Source organism: Escherichia sp. SCLE84 (assembly GCF_012584495.1).
Taxonomy (GTDB): domain Bacteria; phylum Pseudomonadota; class Gammaproteobacteria; order Enterobacterales; family Enterobacteriaceae; genus ECMA0423.
Genome location: NZ_CP051430.1, coordinates 1041349 through 1063539, shown reverse-complemented (window position 1 = coordinate 1063539; position 22191 = coordinate 1041349). Strand labels below are relative to the sequence as shown.

The window sequence follows — 22191 nt, the reverse complement described above, 5'->3', positions numbered from 1 at the left end:
AGCAAACCAGTAGCGCTCGAAGGAGAGGTGAATGGAAAGTAAAGTAGTTGTTCCGGCACAAGGCAAGAAGATCACCCTGCAAAACGGCAAACTCAACGTTCCTGAAAATCCGATTATCCCTTACATTGAAGGTGATGGAATCGGTGTAGATGTAACCCCAGCCATGCTGAAAGTGGTCGACGCTGCAGTCGAGAAAGCCTATAAAGGCGAGCGTAAAATCTCCTGGATGGAAATTTACACCGGTGAAAAATCCACACAGGTTTATGGTCAGGATGTCTGGCTGCCTGCTGAAACCCTTGATCTGATTCGTGAATATCGCGTTGCCATTAAAGGTCCGCTGACCACTCCTGTTGGTGGCGGTATTCGCTCTCTGAACGTTGCCCTGCGCCAGGAACTGGATCTCTACATCTGCCTGCGTCCGGTACGTTACTATCAAGGCACTCCAAGCCCGGTTAAACACCCTGAACTGACCGATATGGTTATCTTCCGTGAAAACTCGGAAGACATTTATGCGGGTATCGAATGGAAAGCAGACTCTGCCGACGCCGAGAAAGTGATTAAATTCCTGCGTGAAGAGATGGGCGTGAAGAAAATTCGCTTCCCGGAACATTGCGGTATCGGTATCAAGCCGTGTTCTGAAGAAGGCACCAAACGTCTGGTCCGTGCCGCGATTGAATACGCAATTGCCAACGACCGTGACTCTGTGACCCTGGTGCACAAAGGCAACATCATGAAGTTCACCGAAGGCGCGTTTAAAGACTGGGGCTACCAGCTGGCGCGTGAAGAGTTTGGCGGTGAACTGATCGACGGCGGCCCGTGGCTGAAAGTTAAAAACCCGAACACCGGCAAAGAGATCGTCATTAAAGACGTGATTGCTGATGCATTCCTGCAACAGATCCTGCTGCGTCCGGCTGAATATGATGTTATCGCCTGTATGAACCTGAACGGTGACTACATTTCTGACGCCCTGGCAGCGCAGGTTGGCGGTATCGGTATCGCCCCTGGTGCAAACATCGGTGACGAATGCGCCCTGTTTGAAGCCACCCACGGTACTGCGCCGAAATACGCCGGTCAGGACAAAGTAAACCCTGGCTCTATTATTCTCTCCGCTGAGATGATGTTACGCCATATGGGCTGGACTGAAGCCGCAGACCTGATTGTTAAAGGTATGGAAGGCGCAATCAATGCGAAGACCGTAACCTATGACTTCGAGCGTCTGATGGAAGGCGCTAAACTGCTGAAATGTTCAGAATTTGGTGATGCGATCATCAAGAACATGTAATCACTACATGTGTTTAATATTGCAACGGGCGTATAACACGCCCGTTGTTTTATTTATGTAGGTATTATTAATAGCATATCGAGCATATTTATATAAAACCCTTTACTTGAGCCCATATGGGCATATTTTTATAATGCAACTATTATGCAAACATTTATTTGTTATTTTTCTTTCTCCTGGAGGACACTCTTGACTGCTTTTGAGTAGACTCCATAAATCCTTGTTGAATGGTGCGATGTTATAAATAGTAATAGGATATTCTTTATCTTTAAGGATAATTCCAGATTTAACCGGTGTAAATATACTGCCAGGAGGGAGAAATATAGTAGATTGATACCAGATGATCATTTTCATATTACCCCATATGGCTGAAAAAGATATGCCGCATGAAGGTTGAATTATCGTGTCAATTACTATCCACTTCATTTGTTATGTCTTATCCCACGGTATTTAATATAGTTCATTTGGATGTTCATTTCTTTATTTTGCATATGAGTATATTACCCCTTCAAAAAATAAATTAATTAAAACGATTGCTTATATAAAACAAAATTTAAAGCAAGGAATCTCAATGGATGTTAAACAAAATGAGATTTAGTGAAAACAATAAATTATTCACTTCGTTTTAGATTTGTTTAGCTATAATGTTATACATTCAAATGACTGAACATCCTGTAATTAAAACATAGCCTTTATGCTACTTTGTGCCAATTTGCTAAACATTATGGTTGCCTTTTTATATAACGATAATAATGAATATAAGCATGACATGAGAATAAGGTTTCAATTTTTGAGTTATATAGGAAAGGTTTAACCTGTTCCTGGCTAAAATACATATAACTGGATGATGACTAAACCAAAACACATGTGCGTTAAGTATTGAAACGGGCGTATGGCACACCCGTTGTTTTTATAAATATATTAACCGTTATAAAATAACGTATAGAAAGTCAAGTGATCACATTTCAAATATCAATTTGATAGTATTGGCATGGTGATTATTTATGGGTAGCAATAAAAGGACAGTATTTATCATCCATAGGGATAGTCTCTGTACTTTTATTCCCATTATGCTAATGCCTTACTGAATTATGAAGCATTTCTTAAGCATCCAACTTTAGCTAGATTAATGGTTTATTATTTTCTACATCTTCAATATATAAAAGCGTATTATCAATGGCGTAGTAACTGCGTTTGTTATGATTAACATCAGTAACCCACCGGAAAACGCCCGCGCCTGCTAGTGTTGAACAGTATTCCCGAAATGTAGATTTTCCGCAAATATGAAGCAATGCGGCCTCTTTTATTTTAGCAGGGTTCTTGGTCGTACTAACTTTTAACAGGTTCCTGGTTCCTCTTAATAACAAAACCGTGTCATCGTGAGTAATAATTCTGATGTTATCCGTAGCCAGATAATAAATGTAATGTGCAATACGGTGATGTTTTAATTCTGAATAAAACCAGGAGAAGTTTTGCTCTTTTCTCACTTGCTCAAACATCTTTTGAAAAACAACGACCTGATCCATCAGGATAATAACCTCTTGTTAGTTGTGAGACTGCGTAGTGTGCACGATCGGTTTTACCACTTCAATCTGGTCTGTCCTTTGGCTGTGATATGTACAGAGTGTGATAGAGGGAATATCTGAATTCTCCCGGTGAGCATTTTGCAACGGACCAGCTCCGGTACAAACGCTGTTGTGGGTTCAGATTATAACATTCTGTCTAAGGGGCGGGATAAAGGTGAAATTAGGGGGCATGAAAGATGACTTTATAACCTTGCTCACCCCAGTGTTGTAAAAGTTCGTTTTGCCTTCTCGTTGGTGCCATGCCTGTCCAGACAATCAATGTTTGCGTCGGGAACAGTTCCGGGCGCGGCGATTCAATGGGATCAGCAAGAACAGAAATGTGCCATCCTGACAATGATAAACGCCATGCTTCCAGCCACAATCGTGCTCTCTCTTCAACATTCCACGCCATCAGAATGGCTTCTTTACCGGGCTTACGGCGCATTTCGAAAAGCGAGGTTGCTGCGTATTCAATTAATGCGCCGTCAAACATACTGCTCATAATGCGGGAGGTGTTGTGATCAAGCACGAGACGCTGGCGAACAGGAAGGTAAACATGATTAATCAATTGATCTACTGGGTACTCTCGACCCAGTGAAATAATTCTCGCGCGTAGTTTGGCAGGATTAGCCATGCGAAGAATTGACATCATCTCTTCTTGCAGGCGGCTCCAGTCATCTTCCGTATCCTGGCTGGTGGTTTCCAGTAATGCTTTAACTTTGCCTACAGGGACGCCATTACTTATCCAACGCTTGATCTCTTCGATGCGTTGTATGTCTTCTTCATCAAAGAGTCGGTGTCCGCCTTCACTGCGCTGTGGTTTTAACAAACCGTAGCGGCGTTGCCAGGCCCGGAGAGTGACAGGATTAATCCCGCAACGTTCAGCAACATCACCAATGCTGTAATAAGCCACAATTCCTCCTTGCGGTCACAAATCTCCGTCGCCTGTACACGACCCAATAATACTTTGTACAATATACGCTAAAATTGTACAAAGTATAAATAAGATTTCAGCTAAATTGGATGAAACATTATTTTTAATGTGGATTAAATTTAAACGTAACGTATTCATTTTCACGATGATTTACTGAAATCATGTGAAAGAATGTGCTGAAAATTATTTTTTCTCTGGCCACGCTATGGAAGGGATACCATTCAATTTAGCTTTAGCAAACAGATCTCCCTGAAACATCTCAATTCCTGCGGATTCAAGCCACATCCACTCTTCTGGTGTTGCCACGCCCATAGCACTGACTTGAATTTCAAGTGATGTACAGCATTTTATGATCGCCTGAATAATTGCCTGCCGTGGCCCACTTTTATGAACATTGGTAATCAATTCCTGACTGATTTTAATTCTGTCAGGCTGGAAGCGTGACAGGAGTAACAAACCAGCAAAACCTGCGCCAAAATGATCAATTGCTACACTGATACCAGCAGCCTTTAGCGATTTAATCGCTTCGGCAAACTCATCAAACCGAGATATGACTTCACTTTCAGTAAATTCAACGATGATTTGTTCAGGCACCAGAGCATTGGCCTTTATTTCATTAAGTAAAAAAGAGACTGCGTCAGGTTCGTTAACCAGGGTCATAGGTAATAGATTGATTGAAATCATTTTATCACCGAGCTCAAGTGCGTGTGCCATCGTGAATGCAAGCGCCTTACTTTTGAGATCCGCTGTGTAGATTTCCCCGTCTTTACGCTGCCCAACCGCTATGGCTGATGGGCTATCTTCATTTTTTTGCACAATGGCTTCAAAAGCGATTATCCGCCGCGATAAGGGATCGACAATAGGATGAAAGGCAAAGTGGTCGTTTATAGTTGGTGAAAGGGCACAGGAATCAAGTTCTTTATCAGATCCGTCAGCGATAAAAAGCCAGGAGTCTTCGGCAGGGATCTCGAAATAGGTTGATTGTTCGGTTGCAAGGACAAAAGTACGAAAAAATTGTAGCGCTCTGTCATCATAAGTTAGCTGAAATTTTGATGTGCCTTTGTCGAATACGGCCTGTAAAACGTCATCTCGCTCGTGCAGGCGCAAATCAAATAATTCCATTCCCGCTTTGCCAAAACGGCGAGCAGGCGCGTAATCGCACAGCAGCTCAACAATATTATAGTGCCGTGGATCCTGGCATATAGCCCGATATATCATTTTAACCTGTTCTTCCGGACCTTCCAGAAGCTGGAAAAAATGAGAACCATTAAACAGTAAGATCCCTGTTACGTCAGACTGCATGTTCCTGCGATTTGCTATCGAAACCATTTCTTCGATTTTTTTGACAGGTTCGTCGTCACGTATATGGCTACGATAAATAAGGGTGGTAAGCATTAACAATCCAGGGTAATGGGTGAGGCGAGAGTAAGACGGTAACAGACATATCTTCTTGTGTCTTTCTTTTAATACCAAAACATAACCGTTTCTTTACATTGATAAAAAATGGAAAAAGTTGAACACTAGTTGGCGAAAAATCTTGTATAGATTGTCAGTTAAATGATGCAATATGTTTTATCATAACACATTGTTTTATATGCATTAGCACTAATTTCAAAAAATTAATTTATCATTCTGTACACATATTTCGTACAAGTTTGCTATTGTTACCTCACTTAACATTGATTAACATTTTTAACAGAGGCGTAGCATGCATCAAAATTCAGTGACTTTAGATTCTGCGGGAGCAATCACTCGTTACTTTGCAAAAGCTAACTTGCCTACTCAGCAGGAAACTCTCGGGGAAATTGTGACTGAGATTTTGAAAGATGGACGTAATCTGAGTCGAAAGTCGCTTTGTGCCAAACTTCTTTGCCGACTGGAACACGCGACTGGGGAAGAGGAACAGAAACATTATAATGCACTAATTGGGTTGCTTTTTGAATAATGCAACAGCCTGATTATTTAACAGGTTAGCTATGAAGTCGTTATGAAGACATCTGATAATGAACGTATAAAATATGAAATTACTGGCCAGGCGGTGATCCAGATACTGCGCATGAAGATAAATTTTTCATTGCAGACTCTTATTAAGCAATTACTCGTAATGAAATCGGCTGAGGAAGATGCTTTCCGACGCGATTTAATTGACAGCATAATTCGTGATTTTAGCAATAGTGATTCAGGAGGGCCAAACCGAAGAACAGCGACAGCTGACAATAAAAGTATGTTCAATGGTAAGAAAATAAACAGAATACATTAAAATTTCATAAGTAAGATGAGAGGTTACCATGCTTGAAGATACTACAATTCATAATGCAATAACTGATAAAGCGTTAGCAAGTTACTTTCGCAGTTCGGGTAATTTGTTAGAAGAAGAGTCAGCAGTGTTAGGGCAGGCTGTCACCAATTTAATGCTTTCAGGCGATAATGTTAATAATAAAAATATTATCTTAAGTCTGATACACTCCCTGGAAACAACAAGTGATATTCTCAAAGCTGATGTGATTAGAAAAACACTGGAAATCGTGTTGCGATACACAGCTGATGATATGTAACTTCTAATTATTAAGTATAAGTTTATAGAAAACTCATTCATCTTATTTTTGTCTGTCGCTTTAGACTATACACAGCATAATTTTATTGGGTTAATATTTCTACGAGGCTGACATGAATAATTCAATCCCAGAGAGATTTATTTTTCAATGTGCTTTGTTTAAAAATCTCGAGAGGGAGGTGTTCATGACGCATGGGTATGTTGATAGTCATATTATTGATCAGGCTTTACGCTTGCGTTTAAAAGATGAAACCAGTGTGATTCTTTCTGATCTCTATCTGCAAATATTGCAGTACATTGAAATGCATAAGACTACACTAACGGATATCATTATTAATGACAGGGAATCCGTGCTCTCTTAGAACTTGAGTAAGGTTTTAGAATAAACATCAGCTGTATCACCATGCTGATGCAAAGTGAGCATTTCAGGCGTTATGCTTTCTTATTATGTCCGCAATATCAGGTGTCAAGAATGGAGAGTTCTCGCTCTCCATTCTTGACGCCTGATATCCCGCCTAACTTATTTTGTACTGCCTACATTATGCTCAATAATTAATGGGTTAGATCAAGATGGAGAAAATTTTATCTTCGGCGTGGATATTTCTTATGCTCTCTACCATGCTCTCTGTAGATGCCAGCGCGAGCGAATGAATGGCATTTTCATGTATTAAACCCTTTGGCCGGGACAAGCAAATGCGCAATACACTCATACCCATCCTCGTTGCGATATGCTTGTTTATTACCGGTGTCGCTATTTTGAACATCCAGCTCTGGTATTCCGCAAAAGCAGAGTACCTGGCGGGAGCGAGATATGCCGCCAACAATATCAATCATATACTTGAAGAAGCGTCACAAGCGACTCAAACAGCGGTTAACATTGCCGGGAAGGAATGCAACCTCGAGGAGCAATATCAGCTTGGCACTGAAGCAGCTCTGAAACCTCACCTGCGCACAATCATCATTCTCAAACAGGGAATAGTCTGGTGTACATCCCTGCCTGGGAATCGGGTCCTGTTGTCTCGTATTCCTGTTTTCCCGGACAGTAATTTACTGTTGGCTCCAGCAATCGACACCGTTAATAGATTACCTATCCTGCTCTATCAGAACCAATTTGCAGATACGCGCATTTTGGTTACGATAAGCGATCAGCATATTCGTGGGGCACTTAATGTACCCTTGAAAGGGGTAAGGTATGTATTACGCGTGGCGGATGACATTATTGGACCAACGGGTGATGTGATGACGCTTAATGGACATTATCCCTATACCGAGAAGGTTCACTCCACAAAATATCATTTCACTATTATCTTTAACCCGCCGCCACTCTTTAGCTTCTACAGACTTATCGATAAAGGCTTTGGGATTTTAATATTTATTCTGTTAATCGCCTGCGCCGCTGCCTTCCTGCTTGATAGATATTTCAATAAAAGCGCAACGCCTGAAGAGATCCTGCGACGGGCAATAAATAATGGGGAGATCGTCCCTTTTTACCAACCTGTGGTAAATGGTCGGGAAGGGACATTGCGGGGAGTTGAGGTGTTAGCCCGCTGGAAACAACCTCACGGTGGATATATATCACCCGCGGCATTTATTCCACTTGCTGAAAAATCCGGATTAATCGTTCCGCTTACGCAAAGCCTGATGAATCAGGTTGCCAGACAGATGAACGCTATCGCGAGTAAATTGCCGGAAGGTTTTCATATTGGAATTAATTTTAGCGCTTCGCATATTATTTCGCCGACGTTTGTCGACGAGTGTTTAAATTTCCGTGACAGTTTTACCCGCCGCGATTTAAACCTTGTTCTGGAAGTCACCGAGCGTGAGCCATTGAATGTTGATGAAAGTCTGGTTCAGCGGTTGAACATTCTGCATGAAAATGGTTTTGTCATCGCGCTGGATGATTTCGGTACTGGCTACTCAGGGCTTTCTTATCTTCATGACCTGCATATTGATTATATCAAAATTGATCACAGTTTCGTTGGCCGCGTAAACGCAGACCCAGAATCAACCCGAATTCTGGATTGTGTATTGGATCTGGCGCGTAAACTTTCGATCAGTATCGTCGCTGAAGGTGTCGAAACGAAAGAACAACTTGACTATCTGAACCAAAATAATATCACATTTCAGCAGGGTTATTATTTCTATAAACCTGTTACATACATCGACCTGGTCAAAATTATCCTTTCTAAACCGAAGGTGAAGGTTGTGGTTGAGTGAAAATTGATCAGTAAGGCCATAGTGCGGTGTAATTATAGACAGCTAATTAGCTCGTTGCCTCTTGTTACTATTGTTCATTATTTTGTTTGCTATAATTGTTTGAAAGTTTTGACAGGATTGCCATTAGTAGCATGAACAATAGTAATAATCTGGATTATTTCACTCTCTATATCATCTTTTCCATTGCATTTATGCTGATCACCCTCCTGGTCATCCTTATTGCAAAACCCAGTACCGGGCTTGGAGAAGTGCTTGTGACGATAAATTTGCTTAATGCCCTTGTTTGGCTGGCGATCAATCTGGTTAATCGATTAAGAGAAAGACTCGTCAACCACAGGGATCAGCAATAATCTTTCAGTTTCTCACTGTCAGTATGCGGCTGAATGGGTTGCTGGCAGTGAACGCCTGGATCATTGAAGGAAAGGCATTATTGCGCAAATAGTTGTCAACCCTGGTGTTATCACGGTTGTTTTTATATATCACCGAAATAATCCTCATCGCAACTATTAACAATTTTGATGTCGAAGAGTTATTTGTTAAACAAAATCGTCACCCTAAAGTGATCAATGTCATGAAAATAAGGTGAAAAATGATAATGCCGACTTATTTATCATTTATATATTGTCGCTGTTTATCTATTTAAATTTTTTGTGCTTTTGTTTTTGTCTTTACCCTCCGTTTTGGTAATCTGAACGCATAGGTTATTTGACCAGGAATGTTTATTAATCCAATGAATGGATGGTTAATCTATGAAACTGAAAAAACTCTCCGGGTTTAGTTTGGGACTTATTGCTCTGGCGGTGGGTAATGCATATGCTGAACAGTTTATTCAGCACGATGAATATAAACATGCTGTGGCAATAAAAGATGGAAAAGTAAAAGATATTGATAATGCGCTAGTTATAACAACGGGTAATGGAAGTTACGGGTATCCGTTGCAGGAGAGGGTAGCAAGTTAACCATTAACAATGGCGTCATTGTAACAACGGGCGGTTTATATCCTTCTGACAATAGTCCTCTAAGCACAGCATTAACAGCTAGCGCAATCGTAAGTGAATTTGGCGGTGCTGTTATTTTGCAGGGTAAAAACACGATTGTCATAACGGGGGATTACTCAATTGGTTTGCTAAGTCAAACGAGTGGAAACCTGAATACTGACACCATAATAAGAGTCAACTCTGACGGTTCGGTTACCCCCTCTTTTTCTGACGGAGATGATACATTTATTGTTACTGCGGGTAATCACGCAGTCGGCGTTCTTGCGTGTGCATCTCCCGGAAGCGCGCGTGCGTGTGTATCTTCTCTTGATGAAGAAAGTACTACCGATACAGGAAGTAATGAAAATAATGCCATAGCAAAACTGGATATGGCAAAAGGGGAGATCACAACCCACGGAACAGAAAGTTATGCCGCGTACGCTAATGGCACTGTCGTCAAGGCTGGTGACACGCTTGATTATACCAATGCCAACGTTACATTAACCGATGTTGATATCACCACGCATGGGGACAATGCTCATGCCATCGCTGCCCGCCAGGGGACAGTTTCATTTAACCAGGGAGAAATTTATACAACGGGTCCTGACGCCGCGATTGCTAAAATTTATAATGGCGGCACGGTGACGCTGAAAAATACATCTGCAGTCGCGCATCAGGGGTCTGGAATTGTGCTGGAGTCTTCCATAAATGGTCAGGAAGCAACGGTAGATATTTTATCTGGTAGCTCACTACGGTCAGCAAATGAAATCCTCTACCATAAAAATGAGACGAGTAACGTGACCATTACGGATAGTGAGGTATCATCGGCTGCAGATGTTTTTATCAATAATATTAAAGGTCATTTGACCGTCGATGCAACTAATTCAAAAATAACGGGTTCAGCTAATATTTCAACAGATGATAACACTCATACCTATCTGTCGCTTTCAGATAATAGTACCTGGGATATTAAAGCTGACTCAACGGTGAGCAACCTCACGGTTGATAATAGTACGGTCTATATTTCCCGGGCAGATGGACGGGATGTCGAACCAACAAGATTAACAATAACTGAAAATTACGTTGGTAATAATGGCGTATTGCATCTCAGAACTGAATTGGGTGATGATAATTCAGCTACGGATAAAGTCGTTATTAATGGAAATACCTCTGGAACAACCCGAGTTAAAGTTACCAATGCAGGAGGCAGCGGAGCTTACACGTTAAATGGGATAGAGATTATCAGCGTTGAGGGGGAATCAAATGGGGAATTTATTAAGGATTCGAGGATTTTCGCCGGTGCCTACGAATATTCATTAACACGAGGTAATACCGAAGCGACCAATAAAAACTGGTATCTGACTAACTTCCAGGCAACGAGCGGCGGTGAAACAAACTCCGGAGGAAGTTCAGCACCTACTGTTGCGCCTACCCCCGTCCTGCGCCTCGAAGCTGGAAGTTACGTCGCCAACCTGGCAGCCGCTAACACTCTTTTTGTTATGCGTCTGAACGACCGTGCGGGTGAAATGCGCTACATCGATCCTGTAACTGAACAGGAGCGTTCAAGCCGACTTTGGCTACGTCAAATTGGCGGGCATAATGCCTGGCGTGACAGCAACGGACAGTTGAGAACGACCTCGCATCGCTACGTCTCGCAGTTAGGGGCCGATCTGTTAACCGGTGGTTTTACCGACAGTGACAGTTGGCGTTTGGGAGTGATGGCTGGTTATGCCCGCGACTACAACTCAACTCATTCCAGCGTGTCGGATTATCGTTCGAAAGGGAGTGTCAGAGGCTATTGCGCAGGGCTGTATGCCACCTGGTTTGCCGATGACATCAGTAAAAAAGGCGCATACATTGACGCCTGGGCGCAATATAGCTGGTTTAAAAACTCGGTGAAAGGGGATGAATTAGCCTATGAATCCTATAGTGCGAAAGGCGCAACCGTCTCGCTGGAAGCGGGTTACGGCTTTGCCCTGAATAAATCCTTTGGTCTGGAAGCGGCGAAATACACGTGGATATTCCAGCCACAGGCACAGGCTATCTGGATGGGCGTCGATCATAATGCGCACACCGAAGCCAATGGCTCACGTATTGAGAATGACGCAAATAACAACATCCAGACCCGACTTGGTTTCCGCACCTTTATTCGTACTCAGGAGAAAAACAGCGGTCCGCACGGTGACGACTTTGAACCTTTTGTTGAAATGAACTGGATCCATAACAGTAAAGATTTTGCTGTCTCAATGAACGGTGTGAAAGTCGAACAAGATGGGGCGAGTAATTTGGGGGAAATTAAACTTGGCGTAAATGGCAACCTGAATCCAGCGGCCAGCGTCTGGGGGAGTGTGGGCGTGCAGCTGGGTGATAATGGCTACAATGACACCGCAGTGATGGTGGGCCTGAAATATAAGTTCTGATCCCGCCGTTAGCTAAAAAACCGCGTCGTATTCATCGACGCGGTACATATGAAATATTATTTTTTGCCGATAGCACGCATGGTGTCATCAATTGCCGTGATCAACAGCATTTGCGGGTCTTTAGCGCAAACCTGATTCAGTTTTTCTACCACTTTGGCGCTCAGTTCCGGAGATTGCTCAATTTTTAAATCACGGCTGGCAACGCTGGCATTACCCATTACCGCAACAATTTCTGCAACCTGTGCGCTGTCAGTTTTTGCCATTTCGTTGGCTTCTGCGCAAGTAATATAGGTTTCTGACGGCAAACCGTTTTTAATATTGTAGTCCTGCGCCCAGGTCATTGGTGCGAAAACAAACAGGCCCGCCAGTAAAGCAAATTTTTTCATCATCATTCCTTATTTCATTTTACCCAGAATTGCACCACCCGTACCGCCAATCACGGCACCTTTAATCGCCCCTTCGAGGCCATTGCCGGTCAGAACGCCAGTGACAGCACCAACGGCGGCACCCACTTTTGCACCTTTACGCGCATTTTTACCGTCGCGGCCTTTTTCTGTTACTGCACCAACACCAGCGCCAACAGCTGCACCTTTCAGTACGCCATTAACACCATTGCCAGTAAGTAAACCAACGCCTGCGCCTAGCAATGCACCTTTCGTGGTGCGGTTCATATCCGCCATCGCTGGCGTGGAGCAGAACAATGCTGAGATAAGCCCGAAGGCAAGTATTTTTTTTTTCAACTTAGATGTCCGGTATTAAGTAAGTTGCACACACAATAATTTCGTCTTCAATTAAGATCTGCTTAACTAAAGAACGCTCGCTATTATTCAGATAATTCAAAATGAGCGTGGCTGTGATGATAGGAATTATGTTTTTTACGTGAATGAGAATAATCTTAAATGAGGAATAACTCATTGATTGACAATATTTTTATTCAAGAAGTGTCATTGACTGTTAACGCAATGTTGTAAAGGTAAGATAATCTGATTTATCAATATTATTGTGTGATTTTTATGTGAGCAGAAGATATTCATCAGCAACGATTACATTAGTCATTTTATTTTGCCGACGGCCTCATTGTCGAAAGATAAGCGTACGACAGTATTATCTGAAAAGAGTGATTTTTTATCCAACTACACTTCAGCGCACTGCGTGTAAAAAATGCCTCTTTCTTATACGGGATATCATCATTTCATCATGATGTCTTTGGTGAGCGGTGAACACAATACACCTGCGCTGTCTCTTCAGGATGAATCCCCTGGTCTGGTGCCTGCGGGCTGATGTTGCAGCAGAGCTTAGGTCACTTAGACGCTACTATCATTTATCCAATGGCATGGAATCGAAATCAGTCGATACCCGCAGTATATATCGTGAACTGGGTGCAACGCTGAGTTACAACATGCGTCTGGGGAACGGTATGGAAATTGAACCCTGCCTGAAGGCGGCTGTGCGCAAAGAATTTGTCGATGATAATCGGGTGAAAGTGAATAGTGACGGTAATTTTGTCAATGATTTGTCGGGCAGACGTGGAATATACCAGGCAGGTATTAAAGCCTCATTCAGCAGTACGTTAAGCGGGCATTTCGGGGTGGGGTATAGCCATGGTGCCGGTGTGGAGTCCCCGTGGAACGCGGTGGCTGGTGTGAACTGGTCGTTCTGACCATCAACGATTAAACTGCGCTTCGGCGCAGTTTTCGTTTACAGGGGGCTAAAAGGGAAAATTCTGGGGCAAAAAAAGCCCGCCAGTTACGGCGGGAAACCTCATCCTATGGGAGAACAATGAATAATGAAATTGCGGGGTTATCATCCCCCAGTGTATCCACACTAACAATGAGGTTATTTACTCAACCAGGCATAAACATTTTGTTCTGTGCGTGGGAACAGCCTTAAGGTGTAAAGGGGGAGGTGGAAATAGCAATGAGGAGTATCAGCAAGAATACTCGCCGCTTTACCACAACGTGGATGAGAGGGATGAAAAACTCAAGGCAGAAATGACTCTGCCTTGAAGATAAATGCGTTTTTACAGCGGGCTTATTTCAGCTCTTCTGCTTCCGGTAAGGTCACGTTCAGCTCAAGAATAGAAATATCGCCATCTTTTTGCTCAAGCTGTACGGTTACCATCTCAGGATCAATTTGTACGTATTTACAAATGACCTCAAGAATATCTTTACGCAACTGCGGCAGATAATGCGGTTCTGCATCGCTGCGACGGCGTTCAGCAACAATAATCTGCAGCCGTTCTTTTGCAATGTTGGCTGTGTTTTTCTTCCGCGAGAGAAAGAAATCGAGTAATGCCATAACTTATCCTCCGAACAAGCGTTTGAGGAAGCCTTTCTTCTCTTCTTCAATGAAGCGGAAAGGACGTTCTTCTCCCAACAGACGTTCTACGGTATCTGCGTAGGCTTTACCCGCATCGGCGTTAATGTCGAGAATGACCGGTTCACCCTGGTTAGAGGCGCGCAATACTGATTGATCCTCTGGGATCACGCCGACGAGTTTGATGCGCAGGATCTCCAGCACATCTTCCATGCTCAGCATGTCACCTCTGCTTACGCGGCCTGGGTTATAGCGCGTTAACAGCAGGTGCTCTTTAATAGGCTCTTCGCCATTTTCTGCGCGGCGTGATTTCGACGCCAGAATGCCTAAAATACGGTCAGAGTCGCGTACTGAGGAGACTTCCGGGTTGGTGGTAATAATGGCTTCGTCTGCAAAATAGAGTGCCATTAACGCACCGGTTTCAATCCCTGCCGGGGAGTCACAAACGATAAATTCAAAATCCATCGCTTTCAGATCATCAAGAACTTTGGCGACCCCTTCACGGGTGAGGGCATCTTTATCGCGTGTTTGCGATGCCGGAAGAATATAGAGATTTTCAGTACGCTTATCTTTAATTAACGCCTGATTTAGCGTTGCATCGCCCTGAATGACGTTGACGAAATCGTAAACGACCCGGCGTTCGCAACCCATAATCAGGTCGAGATTACGCAGGCCGATATCAAAATCTATCACGACAGTTTTCTTTCCCTTCTGGGCCAAACCAGTGGCGATGGCCGCGCTGGAGGTTGTCTTACCAACACCCCCTTTGCCCGAAGTAACAACAATAATGCGTGCCATAGAAATTCCTTGTTAAAAAGGGATCAATTTAACGGTTGAACGGTCAAAGCGTTTTCGACTAACTGCAGTCGCGCCGCTTTGCCATAAAATTCTGCTGGGATTTGATCACTCAGCCAGTATTCACCTGCGATGGACACCAGTTCCGCCATCAGGTTCGTACAAAATATTTGCGTTTCCCGGTCACCACTTGCCCCTGCAAGCGCACGACCGCGCATCATGCCATAGACATGAATGTTCCCATCGGCAATCAATTCGGCCCCAGCGCTAACGTGGCTTGTAACAATCAGATCACATTGTGGAGCATAAATACGCTGACCGGAACGCACCGGGGTATCTATTAAACGCGTTTTTGTGACCGGCGTTGTATTTTGCGCTGGAGCCTGTGGTGCGGGAGCTGGACGCGGCGCTTTTTCCTTTCCTTCCGTCAGGATAGGCAGCCCCATCTTTTCAATTTCGGCTTTAAGTTGCGCATCTTTGCAGCCACTTACGCCAATAACCCGCAAACCGGTTGCCGAAACCGCCTTATGCATCGCTGACCAGTTTACCGGGTCTTCCAGTGCACTGACGTTGAGTACAACGGGGGCATGTTTTAAAAATGCGGGGGCCTGAGCGATTTTGTCTTCCAGCGCCTGATGGATAACCTTAGGTTCTGCCTCATGCAGATGAACCACAGATAAAGTGAAGCTACTGCCTTTAAGCTCGATTGGCGTGTTTGACATCCTGGCCTTACTCAATTAGCTATTAATCATCGCCAGCGCGCGATGATGTTCCGAAGACTATAAGGCATGTTATAGTCTGGATTATATTGAGGCAAGTCACCCTCCCATTTATTCAGAGTAAAAGTCTATTCTGTGATAAATGGCGCTGATTCATAGCTTAAAAAATACCCTTGTCAATCAACCCATTGCCGTCGTACTTTTGATTCTTCTTATTTACGCTTCCTTTTTCCGCACCCTAATCGTGACAGCATCTCCAGACCTGTTTAAATATCCAGTATTGAGGCAAGTGTATTTTTTCACCACGCCAGGCTTTCTTAACTTTCCATTTTTTGCGGCATCATTAAAGAACAGATACCCGTTATCTTAATATCCGCCACAGAATTGCTCTATCATAGAAACCGCAGAAGACGTCTGATACTTCTGTCAGGTCATCGTAACTCGTCCAGGTCAGCGGTTTTGATTACGGATTGATGATGAAATGAGCATAAGTGTTGTACGGTTGGATTATCAGGATGTGCTATGAATATGATGCGTATTTTTTATATCGGATTGTCAGGTGTGGGGATGATGTTCTCATCAATGGCGTCTGGACATGACGCTGGCGGACTTCAATCTCCGGCGTGCGGCGTTGTTTGCGACCCGTATATTTGTGTGAACTCAGATGGCATTTCCCCAGAGTTAACAAGGAAATATCTCGGCGAAAAAGCCGCTGAAAACTTACAATCATTACAAGGCTACGATCCCAGCGAATTTACATTCGCTAACGGTGTATTTTGCGATGTTAAAGAAAAATTATGTCGTGATGATCGTTATTTTGGTGTGGATGGTAAGCGGAGTGGAAAAATCAATCAAATCACCACAAAGATGTTATTTATGTGTCGTGAGTGATGCCTTGTTTACATTATGTTCTATTCGGCATTGTCTGCTATTCGTCATTAACCTCTTGAGCGACAGAGAGGAGTGGGGCGTTAACGTTTATGACGGGGAGAGTCCCCGTCGGTTGACATTTACTTAATTTGAATATCGACGTTATATTTTTTAGTTTTGTTTTTACGGGCGTCGTTTCGGGTTTGCAGCACTCGCAGCTCATATTTGCCAGAAGCAGGGAGTGAGTATTGTCCGTGACTATCGAGTTCTGGGGAATATCTGGATAAATCAACAGAATCATCGATTCCTGGCCCGAAGAGGTAAGTATCAGCGCCTTCATTAGAGATACTCACATGTACTTTCTGACCTTTTTTGGCATAGAAGGTATATGTATCGTAATCGTATCCCTTTATTTCGCCGGAGTACTGAGCGCTGCTATGGCCTTTTCTGAACTCAACATTGACATTCTTACCCGCAGCAAAGCTCGTGGAGGTTAGCAGTGCAAACAGCAATACAGCCTTACTGATGCTCTTGATTTTCATTGGTAGTCTCCTGTTCAGAATGAGTACGATGAACTGTTATAATATAACAATCCCTAACGGGAGAATTCCAGTGGCTTTCCTGCGTTCGGTAAAATCCCGGCGCGGCATTTTTGCCGGGGGGATTACTTATAAAGGGGCATGGACTCAACAAACCGTAGAAATCTACAGCTGGCTGGCTTGTGGCGCGGGTTTCATTGATGTTAGCTTATGCCAAAACCTGGCATCTTAAAGAGTAAAAGTATGTTTTGTGTGATTTATCGAAGCAGCAAGCGTGACCAGACCTATTTATATGTCGAAAAAAAAGACGATTTTTCGCGTGTTCCTGAGGAACTGATGAAAGGTTTTGGTCAGCCTCAGTTAGCGATGATTCTGCCGTTGGATGGGCGGAAGAAACTGGTCAATGCTGATATTGAAAAGGTTAAACTGGCATTAACCGAGCAAGGTTACTATTTGCAGTTACCGCCACCACCCGAAGATTTGCTGAAGCAACATCTTTCCGTCATGGGGCAGAAAACAGACGACACTAACAAATAACCGATATCCGGCGGTGGCATTATCTTTGTCGGCGCGGGTTTTCATATCCACGATAAGGTGAGGGGAACGTTATGTATCAACATCACAACTGGCAAGGTGCGCTGCTGGATTATCCGGTGAGTAAAGTAGTCTGTGTTGGCAGTAACTATGCCAAACATATTAAAGAGATGGGCAGCGCAGTGCCCGAAGAGCCAGTGCTGTTTATTAAACCAGAAACGGCACTGTGCGATCTGCGGCAGCCATTGGCGATCCCATCCGATTTCGGTTCAGTTCATCATGAAGTCGAACTGGCGGTGTTGATTGGCGCGACGCTGCGTCAGGCTACGGAAGAGCATGTCCGCAAAGCCATTGCCGGTTATGGCGTGGCGCTCGATCTGACATTGCGTGATGTTCAGGGAAAAATGAAGAAAGCCGGGCAGCCGTGGGAAAAGGCTAAAGCGTTTGATAACTCTTGTCCGCTTTCCGGGTTTATTCCCGCGGCGGAATTTACCGGCGACCCGCAAAATACAACGCTGGGCCTGAGCGTAAACGGCGAGCAACGTCAGCAAGGTACGACTGCGGACATGATCCATAAAATTGTTCCGCTGATCGCTTATATGAGCAAGTTTTTTACCCTCAAGGCCGGTGACGTTGTGCTGACAGGCACGCCTGATGGCGTCGGCCCGTTGCAAAGCGGTGATGAGCTGACAGTCACTTTCGATGGGCATTCTTTGGCAACTCGCGTTTTGTAATACTTTTTGCCGCCTGAAAGCGGCGGCAAAACTTGCATCGCTGTGCCAGACTGGTTATAAGGTGCGTTTTAACGTAATGGCGGAACACCTGATGAGCGATGTACCTTTCTGGCAAAGTAAAACCCTGGACGAAATGAGCGATGCGGAATGGGAGTCGTTGTGTGATGGTTGCGGTCAGTGTTGCCTGCATAAACTGATGGATGAAGACACCGACGAAATCTACTTCACTAACGTCGCCTGTCGCCAGCTCAATATTAAAACCTGTCAATGTCGGAACTACGAACGTCGTTTCGAGTTTGAACCCGACTGCATTAAATTAACCCGTGAAAATCTGCCAACATTCGAATGGCTGCCAATGACCTGCGCTTATCGGTTGCTGGCGGAAGGTAAAGATTTACCTGCGTGGCATCCGCTACTTACGGGTTCGAAAGCGGCAATGCATGGTGAACGTATCTCTGTGCGTCATATCGCAGTGAAAGAATCAGAAGTGATTGACTGGCAGGATCATATCTTAAATAAACCTGACTGGGCGCAGTGATAAATTTAATAGATGTTGATGGGGGCTTTCTTAATATACGTCTGGATGCTCGCCATTTCGTAGCCCTGTTTTTGAAAGCGCTCTGTCATAATGAGAGTTACCCGATACCTTATTATCAACAGGTAACTCTCAATCTTTAAAAAACGTCTGTGTTTTTAAATGTGATAAACCTTATACCTTGAGTACATGGAGAGAATAATCGCTTATCAGACTTCAGGTACCTCAAAGAGTGTCTTTTTACCGTGTCTTTTCTGATACTCATTACAGGTGTTAATCATTTTTTTTGCCGCTTCTTTTAGCAAAGAAAGCATTAAATCATCATAATCAACATAGAATCTGGTTGTTTCAGTTTCCGTTTTTATCTCCCCGATGGCGGCTATTTCGGTGGTTAATTTCAATTTGGCGGCATCGATATCTTTATTCGCTTGTTTAACCGTGTTAGACAGGGTGGTAAAGAAATTCTGCACAGATTTTAACTTGTTCTTCAATTCTGGAATCAGTTTCCCTTCAACTACGCCCGCAGCAATAGAATAGGAAATGATTAATCCAAATGGACCGGCGACGACACCGGCTGCGGCACCGGCATACGCTTCCTTCCTGATTTTATCTACCTGTGACTGGAAAAGCTGCTTTTTTCTGAAAAATCATTGGTTAACTGGCTATCTAACGCCAGCAGTTTCCCGGAAGCGTTGTTGAAACTTTGTGAGCTTACCAGCAGGGATTTTTGCGCTTCATTCAGCTTCGTGATGCCGTCATCCAGTACCTTAATGAGAATGTCTTTCTGGGCGGATGCTTTCTTCTCATTGTACTCATCAAATAGAAAAATATACGCTGCGAGCAATTGCGTCGCAACACCACACCATTCATACACTGTTTGGGTTGCTTCAAAATACTTATCCTGGCTATCCATAAGTAAGGTTTTAATATCGCCGACTAAAACGGAGGCTGCCTGTGAATACTCCTGTTTAAAGCGACTTAACTCTTTTATGGTTTCATCAAAGGTCTGCCAGGGGATGACCTGATCGAGATATTTATTATAAAGATCTAATGCTCCATCTGCAGTTTCGATTGCGTTTTTAACTACTTCTACCGTTTTATCTGCAACGATTTCAGTCATAATCATTCGCCTCTTTAAATATATAAATTGTAATGAAACTCCTGTTTTACAACTATTAATAAATTTTACTTCATCTAATTCATAGTTAGCCGGGCGGGATGCGTCAATGTCTTTATTTCTATTAATATGATAAATATCAAACAATGTTTAATGTCATTATGGCGAATGCTTCTATTCTATTTTTTTGCCGGGTGATATTTTTCATTTCTGCTGGATGAGCGTCGTCGCCAGAAGGCCACGTGAGCACAGGATAAGAGAACGAAAAATCAGCAGTCTATGCAGCGACAAATATTGATAGCCTGAATCAGTATTGATCTGCTGGCAAGAACAGACTACTGTATATAAAAACAGTATAACTTCAGGCAGATTATTATGTTGTTTATCAAGCCTGCGGATCTCCGCGAAATTGTGACTTTTCCGCTATTTAGCGATCTTGTTCAGTGTGGCTTTCCTTCACCGGCAGCAGATTACGTTGAACAGCGCATCGATCTGAATCAACTGTTGATCCAGCATCCCAGCGCGACTTACTTCGTCAAAGCAAGTGGTGATTCTATGATTGATGGTGGAATTAGTGACGGTGATTTACTGATTGTCGATAGCGCTATTACCGCCAGCCATGGTGATATTGTCATCGCTGCTGTTGACGGCGAGTTTACGGTGAAAAAATTGCAACTACGCCCGACGGTACAGCTTATTCCCATGAACAGTGCGTACTCGCCCATTACCATCAGTAGCGAAGATACGCTGGATGTCTTTGGTGTGGTGATCCACGTCGTTAAGGCGATGCGCTGATGTTTGCTCTCTGTGATGTAAACGCGTTTTATGCCAGCTGTGAGACGGTGTTTCGCCCTGATTTATGGGGTAAACCGGTGGTTGTGCTATCGAATAATGACGGTTGCGTTATCGCCCGAAACGCTGAGGCAAAGGCGCTGGGTGTTAAAATGGGCGATCCCTGGTTCAAACAAAAAGATCTGTTTCGTCGCTGTGGCGTGGTTTGCTTTAGCAGCAATTATGAGCTTTACGCAGACATGAGCAATCGGGTGATGTCGACGCTGGAAGAACTATCGCCCCGCGTCGAGATTTACAGTATTGATGAGGCATTCTGCGATCTGACAGGTGTGCGTAATTGTCTCGATCTGACTGATTTTGGCAGAGAAATTCGCGCAACGGTGCTACAACGTACCCATCTTACTGTTGGTGTGGGGATCGCCCAGACCAAAACGTTGGCTAAGCTTGCCAATCATGCGGCAAAAAAATGGCAGCGGCAGACGGGTGGGGTGGTGGATTTATCAAATCTGGAACGCCAGCGTAAATTAATGTCTGCTCTCCCCGTGGATGACGTCTGGGGGATTGGACGGCGGATCAGCAAAAAACTGGACGCGATGGGGATCAAAACCGTTCTCGATTTGGCGGATACAGATATCCGGTTTATCCGTAAACATTTTAATGTCGTGCTCGAAAGAACGGTGCGTGAACTGCGCGGCGAACCCTGTTTGCAACTGGAAGAGTTTGCACCGACGAAGCAGGAAATTATCTGTTCCCGCTCGTTTGGTGAACGCATCACGGATTATCCATCGATGCGGCAGGCCATTTGTAGTTACGCTGCCCGGGCGGCGGAAAAACTTCGCAGCGAGCATCAATATTGTCGGTTTATCTCCACATTTATTAAGACGTCACCATTTGCGCTCAATGAACCTTATTACGGCAATAGCGCGTCGGTAAAACTGCTGACGCCCACTCAGGACAGCAGGGATATCATTAACGCTGCTACGCGATCTCTGGATGCCATCTGGCAAGCGGGCCATCGCTACCAAAAAGCGGGCGTGATGCTGGGGGATTTCTTCAGTCAGGGAGTCGCGCAGCTCAATTTATTCGATGACAACGCACCGCGCCCCGGGAGTGAGCAATTGATGACGGTAATGGATACACTGAATGCTAAAGAGGGCAGAGGAACACTCTATTTTGCCGGGCAGGGGATCCAGCAACAATGGCAGATGAAGCGTGCCATGCTTTCACCACGTTATACAACGCGAAGTTCTGATTTACTGCGGGTCAAATAAATATAGCGGCAGGAAAAAAG

At 44.0% G+C, this 22191-nt stretch carries 31 protein-coding genes and 2 pseudogenes; 19 read left to right on the top strand and 14 right to left on the bottom strand.

Annotation, left to right across the window (positions count from 1 at the left end; all coding sequences use genetic code 11):
• Window positions 1–31 precede the first annotated feature (31 nt).
• On the top strand, window positions 32–1282 hold the full coding sequence (gene icd / locus HGD79_RS05415; RefSeq protein ID WP_000444487.1) for an NADP-dependent isocitrate dehydrogenase: 1251 nt from the start codon (window positions 32–34) through the stop codon (window positions 1280–1282).
• A 102-nt stretch (window positions 1283–1384) separates the two neighbouring features.
• On the opposite strand, the gene HGD79_RS05410 is transcribed toward icd, so the two are convergent.
• The 6 genes from HGD79_RS05410 to bluF all read right to left on the bottom strand — a co-directional run bounded on the left by HGD79_RS05410 (window position 1385) and on the right by bluF (window position 5176).
• A complete protein-coding gene (locus HGD79_RS05410; RefSeq protein ID WP_001325741.1) occupies window positions 1385–1708 on the bottom strand; it encodes an anti-adapter protein IraM in 324 nt (107 codons plus the stop codon).
• Between the two features lie 252 nt (window positions 1709–1960).
• Entirely contained in the window at window positions 1961–2005 is a 45-nt protein-coding gene (locus tag HGD79_RS26350) for a protein YmgK (RefSeq protein ID WP_120795380.1), read from the bottom strand.
• A 235-nt stretch (window positions 2006–2240) separates the two neighbouring features.
• Window positions 2241–2351 (bottom strand): hypothetical protein, encoded by a 111-nt coding sequence (locus HGD79_RS05405; RefSeq protein ID WP_032141808.1) that lies wholly within the window; start codon window positions 2349–2351, stop codon window positions 2241–2243.
• Window positions 2352–2403: 52 nt separating this feature from the next.
• Window positions 2404–2808: a DUF1398 domain-containing protein gene (locus HGD79_RS05400; RefSeq protein ID WP_000373101.1), complete on the bottom strand. Its 405-nt coding sequence runs from the start codon at window positions 2806–2808 to the stop codon at window positions 2404–2406.
• 220 nt (window positions 2809–3028) lie between these two features.
• Window positions 3029–3760, bottom strand: coding sequence for a DNA-binding transcriptional repressor BluR (bluR, locus tag HGD79_RS05395; protein ID WP_000332303.1), 732 nt, complete (start codon window positions 3758–3760; stop codon window positions 3029–3031).
• Between the two features lie 204 nt (window positions 3761–3964).
• The gene (bluF, locus tag HGD79_RS05390; protein ID WP_001299269.1) at window positions 3965–5176 is read right to left on the bottom strand and encodes a blue light-responsive regulator BluF; all 1212 of its coding nucleotides are present in this window, start codon (window positions 5174–5176) and stop codon (window positions 3965–3967) included.
• Window positions 5177–5489: 313 nt separating this feature from the next.
• Between bluF and ycgZ the strand changes: the two genes are divergently transcribed.
• The 8 genes from ycgZ (at window position 5490) to HGD79_RS05350 (ending at window position 11949) form a co-directional block, all read left to right on the top strand.
• A complete protein-coding gene (ycgZ, locus tag HGD79_RS05385) occupies window positions 5490–5726 on the top strand; it encodes a regulatory protein YcgZ (RefSeq protein ID WP_000554144.1) in 237 nt (78 codons plus the stop codon).
• Window positions 5727–5768: 42 nt separating this feature from the next.
• Window positions 5769–6041, top strand: coding sequence for a two-component-system connector protein YmgA (locus HGD79_RS05380; protein WP_000857995.1), 273 nt, complete (start codon window positions 5769–5771; stop codon window positions 6039–6041).
• A 28-nt stretch (window positions 6042–6069) separates the two neighbouring features.
• Window positions 6070–6336, top strand: a complete 267-nt coding sequence (ariR, locus tag HGD79_RS05375; RefSeq protein WP_000888772.1) for a biofilm/acid-resistance regulator AriR — start codon at window positions 6070–6072, stop codon at window positions 6334–6336.
• A 112-nt stretch (window positions 6337–6448) separates the two neighbouring features.
• On the top strand, window positions 6449–6697 hold the full coding sequence (gene ymgC / locus HGD79_RS05370) for a protein YmgC (RefSeq protein ID WP_001065752.1): 249 nt from the start codon (window positions 6449–6451) through the stop codon (window positions 6695–6697).
• 331 nt (window positions 6698–7028) lie between these two features.
• On the top strand, window positions 7029–8552 hold the full coding sequence (locus HGD79_RS05365) for a cyclic diguanylate phosphodiesterase (RefSeq protein ID WP_001246498.1): 1524 nt from the start codon (window positions 7029–7031) through the stop codon (window positions 8550–8552).
• A gap of 131 nt (window positions 8553–8683) precedes the next feature.
• Window positions 8684–8902, top strand: coding sequence for a cell division-associated protein YmgF (ymgF, locus tag HGD79_RS05360; RefSeq protein WP_001065861.1), 219 nt, complete (start codon window positions 8684–8686; stop codon window positions 8900–8902).
• Window positions 8903–9301: 399 nt separating this feature from the next.
• Window positions 9302–9511 (top strand): hypothetical protein, encoded by a 210-nt coding sequence (locus HGD79_RS26950; protein ID WP_001297677.1) that lies wholly within the window; start codon window positions 9302–9304, stop codon window positions 9509–9511.
• Window positions 9512–9627: 116 nt separating this feature from the next.
• Window positions 9628–11949: an autotransporter outer membrane beta-barrel domain-containing protein gene (locus HGD79_RS05350; RefSeq protein WP_168848320.1), complete on the top strand. Its 2322-nt coding sequence runs from the start codon at window positions 9628–9630 to the stop codon at window positions 11947–11949.
• Window positions 11950–12005: 56 nt separating this feature from the next.
• Here HGD79_RS05350 and HGD79_RS05345 read toward each other — a convergent pair whose 3' ends face one another.
• The 3 genes from HGD79_RS05345 to ymgI are packed head-to-tail and all read right to left on the bottom strand — an operon-like array spanning window position 12006 to window position 12864.
• Window positions 12006–12341 carry a YmgD family protein gene (locus tag HGD79_RS05345; RefSeq protein ID WP_000979977.1) on the bottom strand — a complete coding sequence of 112 codons (336 nt, stop codon included), beginning with the start codon at window positions 12339–12341 and terminating at the stop codon, window positions 12006–12008.
• 3 nt (window positions 12342–12344) lie between these two features.
• Window positions 12345–12689 (bottom strand): YMGG-like glycine zipper-containing protein, encoded by a 345-nt coding sequence (locus tag HGD79_RS05340; RefSeq protein WP_000726974.1) that lies wholly within the window; start codon window positions 12687–12689, stop codon window positions 12345–12347.
• 1 nt (window position 12690) lies between these two features.
• Complete coding sequence (ymgI, locus tag HGD79_RS05335; RefSeq protein ID WP_000122462.1) at window positions 12691–12864, bottom strand: protein YmgI; 174 nt, start codon at window positions 12862–12864, stop codon at window positions 12691–12693.
• Between the two features lie 100 nt (window positions 12865–12964).
• Here ymgI and ymgJ point away from each other — a divergent pair, with 100 nt between their 5' ends.
• The 3 genes and pseudogenes from ymgJ to HGD79_RS05320 form a co-directional block, all read left to right on the top strand.
• Window positions 12965–13150 (top strand): protein YmgJ, encoded by a 186-nt coding sequence (gene ymgJ, locus HGD79_RS05330; protein WP_168848319.1) that lies wholly within the window; start codon window positions 12965–12967, stop codon window positions 13148–13150.
• A complete protein-coding gene (locus HGD79_RS05325) occupies window positions 13111–13230 on the top strand; it encodes an ATPase (RefSeq protein ID WP_122988163.1) in 120 nt (39 codons plus the stop codon). The genes ymgJ and HGD79_RS05325 overlap by 40 nt, the downstream gene beginning before the upstream one ends.
• Before the next feature lie 34 nt (window positions 13231–13264).
• A pseudogene (locus HGD79_RS05320) lies at window positions 13265–13609 on the top strand (autotransporter outer membrane beta-barrel domain-containing protein); the annotation flags it as partial.
• Window positions 13610–13980: 371 nt separating this feature from the next.
• On the opposite strand, the gene minE reads toward HGD79_RS05320, so the two are convergent.
• Genes minE through minC form a run of 3 tightly spaced genes read right to left on the bottom strand, consistent with a single transcriptional unit; the run spans window position 13981 to window position 15782 of the window.
• Window positions 13981–14247, bottom strand: a complete 267-nt coding sequence (minE, locus tag HGD79_RS05315) for a cell division topological specificity factor MinE (protein WP_001185665.1) — start codon at window positions 14245–14247, stop codon at window positions 13981–13983.
• Window positions 14248–14250: 3 nt separating this feature from the next.
• On the bottom strand, window positions 14251–15063 hold the full coding sequence (gene minD, locus HGD79_RS05310) for a septum site-determining protein MinD (protein ID WP_000101055.1): 813 nt from the start codon (window positions 15061–15063) through the stop codon (window positions 14251–14253).
• Between the two features lie 23 nt (window positions 15064–15086).
• Window positions 15087–15782, bottom strand: a complete 696-nt coding sequence (minC, locus tag HGD79_RS05305) for a septum site-determining protein MinC (RefSeq protein WP_000072536.1) — start codon at window positions 15780–15782, stop codon at window positions 15087–15089.
• A 519-nt stretch (window positions 15783–16301) separates the two neighbouring features.
• Here minC and HGD79_RS05300 point away from each other — a divergent pair.
• A complete protein-coding gene (locus tag HGD79_RS05300) occupies window positions 16302–16670 on the top strand; it encodes a YcgJ family protein (RefSeq protein WP_001056831.1) in 369 nt (122 codons plus the stop codon).
• Window positions 16671–16789: 119 nt separating this feature from the next.
• Here HGD79_RS05300 and pliG read toward each other — a convergent pair whose 3' ends face one another.
• Window positions 16790–17191 (bottom strand): g-type lysoyme inhibitor PliG, encoded by a 402-nt coding sequence (pliG, locus tag HGD79_RS05295; protein WP_000695218.1) that lies wholly within the window; start codon window positions 17189–17191, stop codon window positions 16790–16792.
• Window positions 17192–17261: 70 nt separating this feature from the next.
• On the opposite strand from pliG, the gene HGD79_RS05290 reads away from it, so the two are divergent.
• The 4 genes from HGD79_RS05290 to HGD79_RS05275 all read left to right on the top strand — a co-directional run bounded on the left by HGD79_RS05290 (window position 17262) and on the right by HGD79_RS05275 (window position 18994).
• Window positions 17262–17420: a hypothetical protein gene (locus HGD79_RS05290; RefSeq protein WP_000874954.1), complete on the top strand. Its 159-nt coding sequence runs from the start codon at window positions 17262–17264 to the stop codon at window positions 17418–17420.
• 11 nt (window positions 17421–17431) lie between these two features.
• The gene (locus HGD79_RS05285) at window positions 17432–17725 is read left to right on the top strand and encodes a YcgL domain-containing protein (protein ID WP_001297679.1); all 294 of its coding nucleotides are present in this window, start codon (window positions 17432–17434) and stop codon (window positions 17723–17725) included.
• Window positions 17726–17796: 71 nt separating this feature from the next.
• Window positions 17797–18456 (top strand): fumarylacetoacetate hydrolase family protein, encoded by a 660-nt coding sequence (locus HGD79_RS05280; protein ID WP_000284276.1) that lies wholly within the window; start codon window positions 17797–17799, stop codon window positions 18454–18456.
• A 91-nt stretch (window positions 18457–18547) separates the two neighbouring features.
• Window positions 18548–18994, top strand: a complete 447-nt coding sequence (locus HGD79_RS05275) for a YcgN family cysteine cluster protein (protein WP_001306825.1) — start codon at window positions 18548–18550, stop codon at window positions 18992–18994.
• Between the two features lie 206 nt (window positions 18995–19200).
• Here the strand turns inward: HGD79_RS05275 and hlyE are convergent.
• Window positions 19201–20111 (bottom strand): annotated as a pseudogene (hlyE, locus tag HGD79_RS05270) (hemolysin HlyE).
• A 372-nt stretch (window positions 20112–20483) separates the two neighbouring features.
• Here hlyE and HGD79_RS05265 point away from each other — a divergent pair.
• Window positions 20484–20903: a translesion error-prone DNA polymerase V autoproteolytic subunit gene (locus HGD79_RS05265; protein WP_000897378.1), complete on the top strand. Its 420-nt coding sequence runs from the start codon at window positions 20484–20486 to the stop codon at window positions 20901–20903.
• Window positions 20903–22171, top strand: a complete 1269-nt coding sequence (gene umuC / locus HGD79_RS05260) for a DNA polymerase V catalytic protein (RefSeq protein ID WP_096147345.1) — start codon at window positions 20903–20905, stop codon at window positions 22169–22171. Before HGD79_RS05265 ends, umuC begins: the two co-directional genes overlap by 1 nt.
• Window positions 22172–22191: the final 20 nt, after the last annotated feature.

What these genes read in the sequence shown, in the direction of transcription:
- icd (WP_000444487.1), top strand. Translation starts at nt 32, where the DNA reads ATGGAAAGTAAAGTAGTTGTTCCGGCACAAGGCAAGAAGATCACCCTG.
- HGD79_RS05410 (WP_001325741.1), bottom strand. Translation starts at nt 1,708, where the DNA reads ATGAAGTGGATAGTAATTGACACGATAATTCAACCTTCATGCGGCATA.
- HGD79_RS05405 (WP_032141808.1), bottom strand. Translation starts at nt 2,351, where the DNA reads ATGGGAATAAAAGTACAGAGACTATCCCTATGGATGATAAATACTGTC.
- HGD79_RS05400 (WP_000373101.1), bottom strand. Translation starts at nt 2,808, where the DNA reads ATGGATCAGGTCGTTGTTTTTCAAAAGATGTTTGAGCAAGTGAGAAAA.
- bluF (WP_001299269.1), bottom strand. Translation starts at nt 5,176, where the DNA reads ATGCTTACCACCCTTATTTATCGTAGCCATATACGTGACGACGAACCT.
- ycgZ (WP_000554144.1), top strand. Translation starts at nt 5,490, where the DNA reads ATGCATCAAAATTCAGTGACTTTAGATTCTGCGGGAGCAATCACTCGT.
- HGD79_RS05380 (WP_000857995.1), top strand. Translation starts at nt 5,769, where the DNA reads ATGAAGACATCTGATAATGAACGTATAAAATATGAAATTACTGGCCAG.
- ariR (WP_000888772.1), top strand. Translation starts at nt 6,070, where the DNA reads ATGCTTGAAGATACTACAATTCATAATGCAATAACTGATAAAGCGTTA.
- ymgC (WP_001065752.1), top strand. Translation starts at nt 6,449, where the DNA reads ATGAATAATTCAATCCCAGAGAGATTTATTTTTCAATGTGCTTTGTTT.
- HGD79_RS05365 (WP_001246498.1), top strand. Translation starts at nt 7,029, where the DNA reads ATGCGCAATACACTCATACCCATCCTCGTTGCGATATGCTTGTTTATT.
- ymgF (WP_001065861.1), top strand. Translation starts at nt 8,684, where the DNA reads ATGAACAATAGTAATAATCTGGATTATTTCACTCTCTATATCATCTTT.
- HGD79_RS26950 (WP_001297677.1), top strand. Translation starts at nt 9,302, where the DNA reads ATGAAACTGAAAAAACTCTCCGGGTTTAGTTTGGGACTTATTGCTCTG.
- HGD79_RS05345 (WP_000979977.1), bottom strand. Translation starts at nt 12,341, where the DNA reads ATGATGATGAAAAAATTTGCTTTACTGGCGGGCCTGTTTGTTTTCGCA.
- ymgI (WP_000122462.1), bottom strand. Translation starts at nt 12,864, where the DNA reads ATGAGTTATTCCTCATTTAAGATTATTCTCATTCACGTAAAAAACATA.
- HGD79_RS05325 (WP_122988163.1), top strand. Translation starts at nt 13,111, where the DNA reads ATGCCTCTTTCTTATACGGGATATCATCATTTCATCATGATGTCTTTG.
- minE (WP_001185665.1), bottom strand. Translation starts at nt 14,247, where the DNA reads ATGGCATTACTCGATTTCTTTCTCTCGCGGAAGAAAAACACAGCCAAC.
- minD (WP_000101055.1), bottom strand. Translation starts at nt 15,063, where the DNA reads ATGGCACGCATTATTGTTGTTACTTCGGGCAAAGGGGGTGTTGGTAAG.
- minC (WP_000072536.1), bottom strand. Translation starts at nt 15,782, where the DNA reads ATGTCAAACACGCCAATCGAGCTTAAAGGCAGTAGCTTCACTTTATCT.
- HGD79_RS05300 (WP_001056831.1), top strand. Translation starts at nt 16,302, where the DNA reads ATGAATATGATGCGTATTTTTTATATCGGATTGTCAGGTGTGGGGATG.
- pliG (WP_000695218.1), bottom strand. Translation starts at nt 17,191, where the DNA reads ATGAAAATCAAGAGCATCAGTAAGGCTGTATTGCTGTTTGCACTGCTA.
- HGD79_RS05285 (WP_001297679.1), top strand. Translation starts at nt 17,432, where the DNA reads ATGTTTTGTGTGATTTATCGAAGCAGCAAGCGTGACCAGACCTATTTA.
- HGD79_RS05280 (WP_000284276.1), top strand. Translation starts at nt 17,797, where the DNA reads ATGTATCAACATCACAACTGGCAAGGTGCGCTGCTGGATTATCCGGTG.
- HGD79_RS05275 (WP_001306825.1), top strand. Translation starts at nt 18,548, where the DNA reads ATGAGCGATGTACCTTTCTGGCAAAGTAAAACCCTGGACGAAATGAGC.
- HGD79_RS05265 (WP_000897378.1), top strand. Translation starts at nt 20,484, where the DNA reads ATGTTGTTTATCAAGCCTGCGGATCTCCGCGAAATTGTGACTTTTCCG.
- umuC (WP_096147345.1), top strand. Translation starts at nt 20,903, where the DNA reads ATGTTTGCTCTCTGTGATGTAAACGCGTTTTATGCCAGCTGTGAGACG.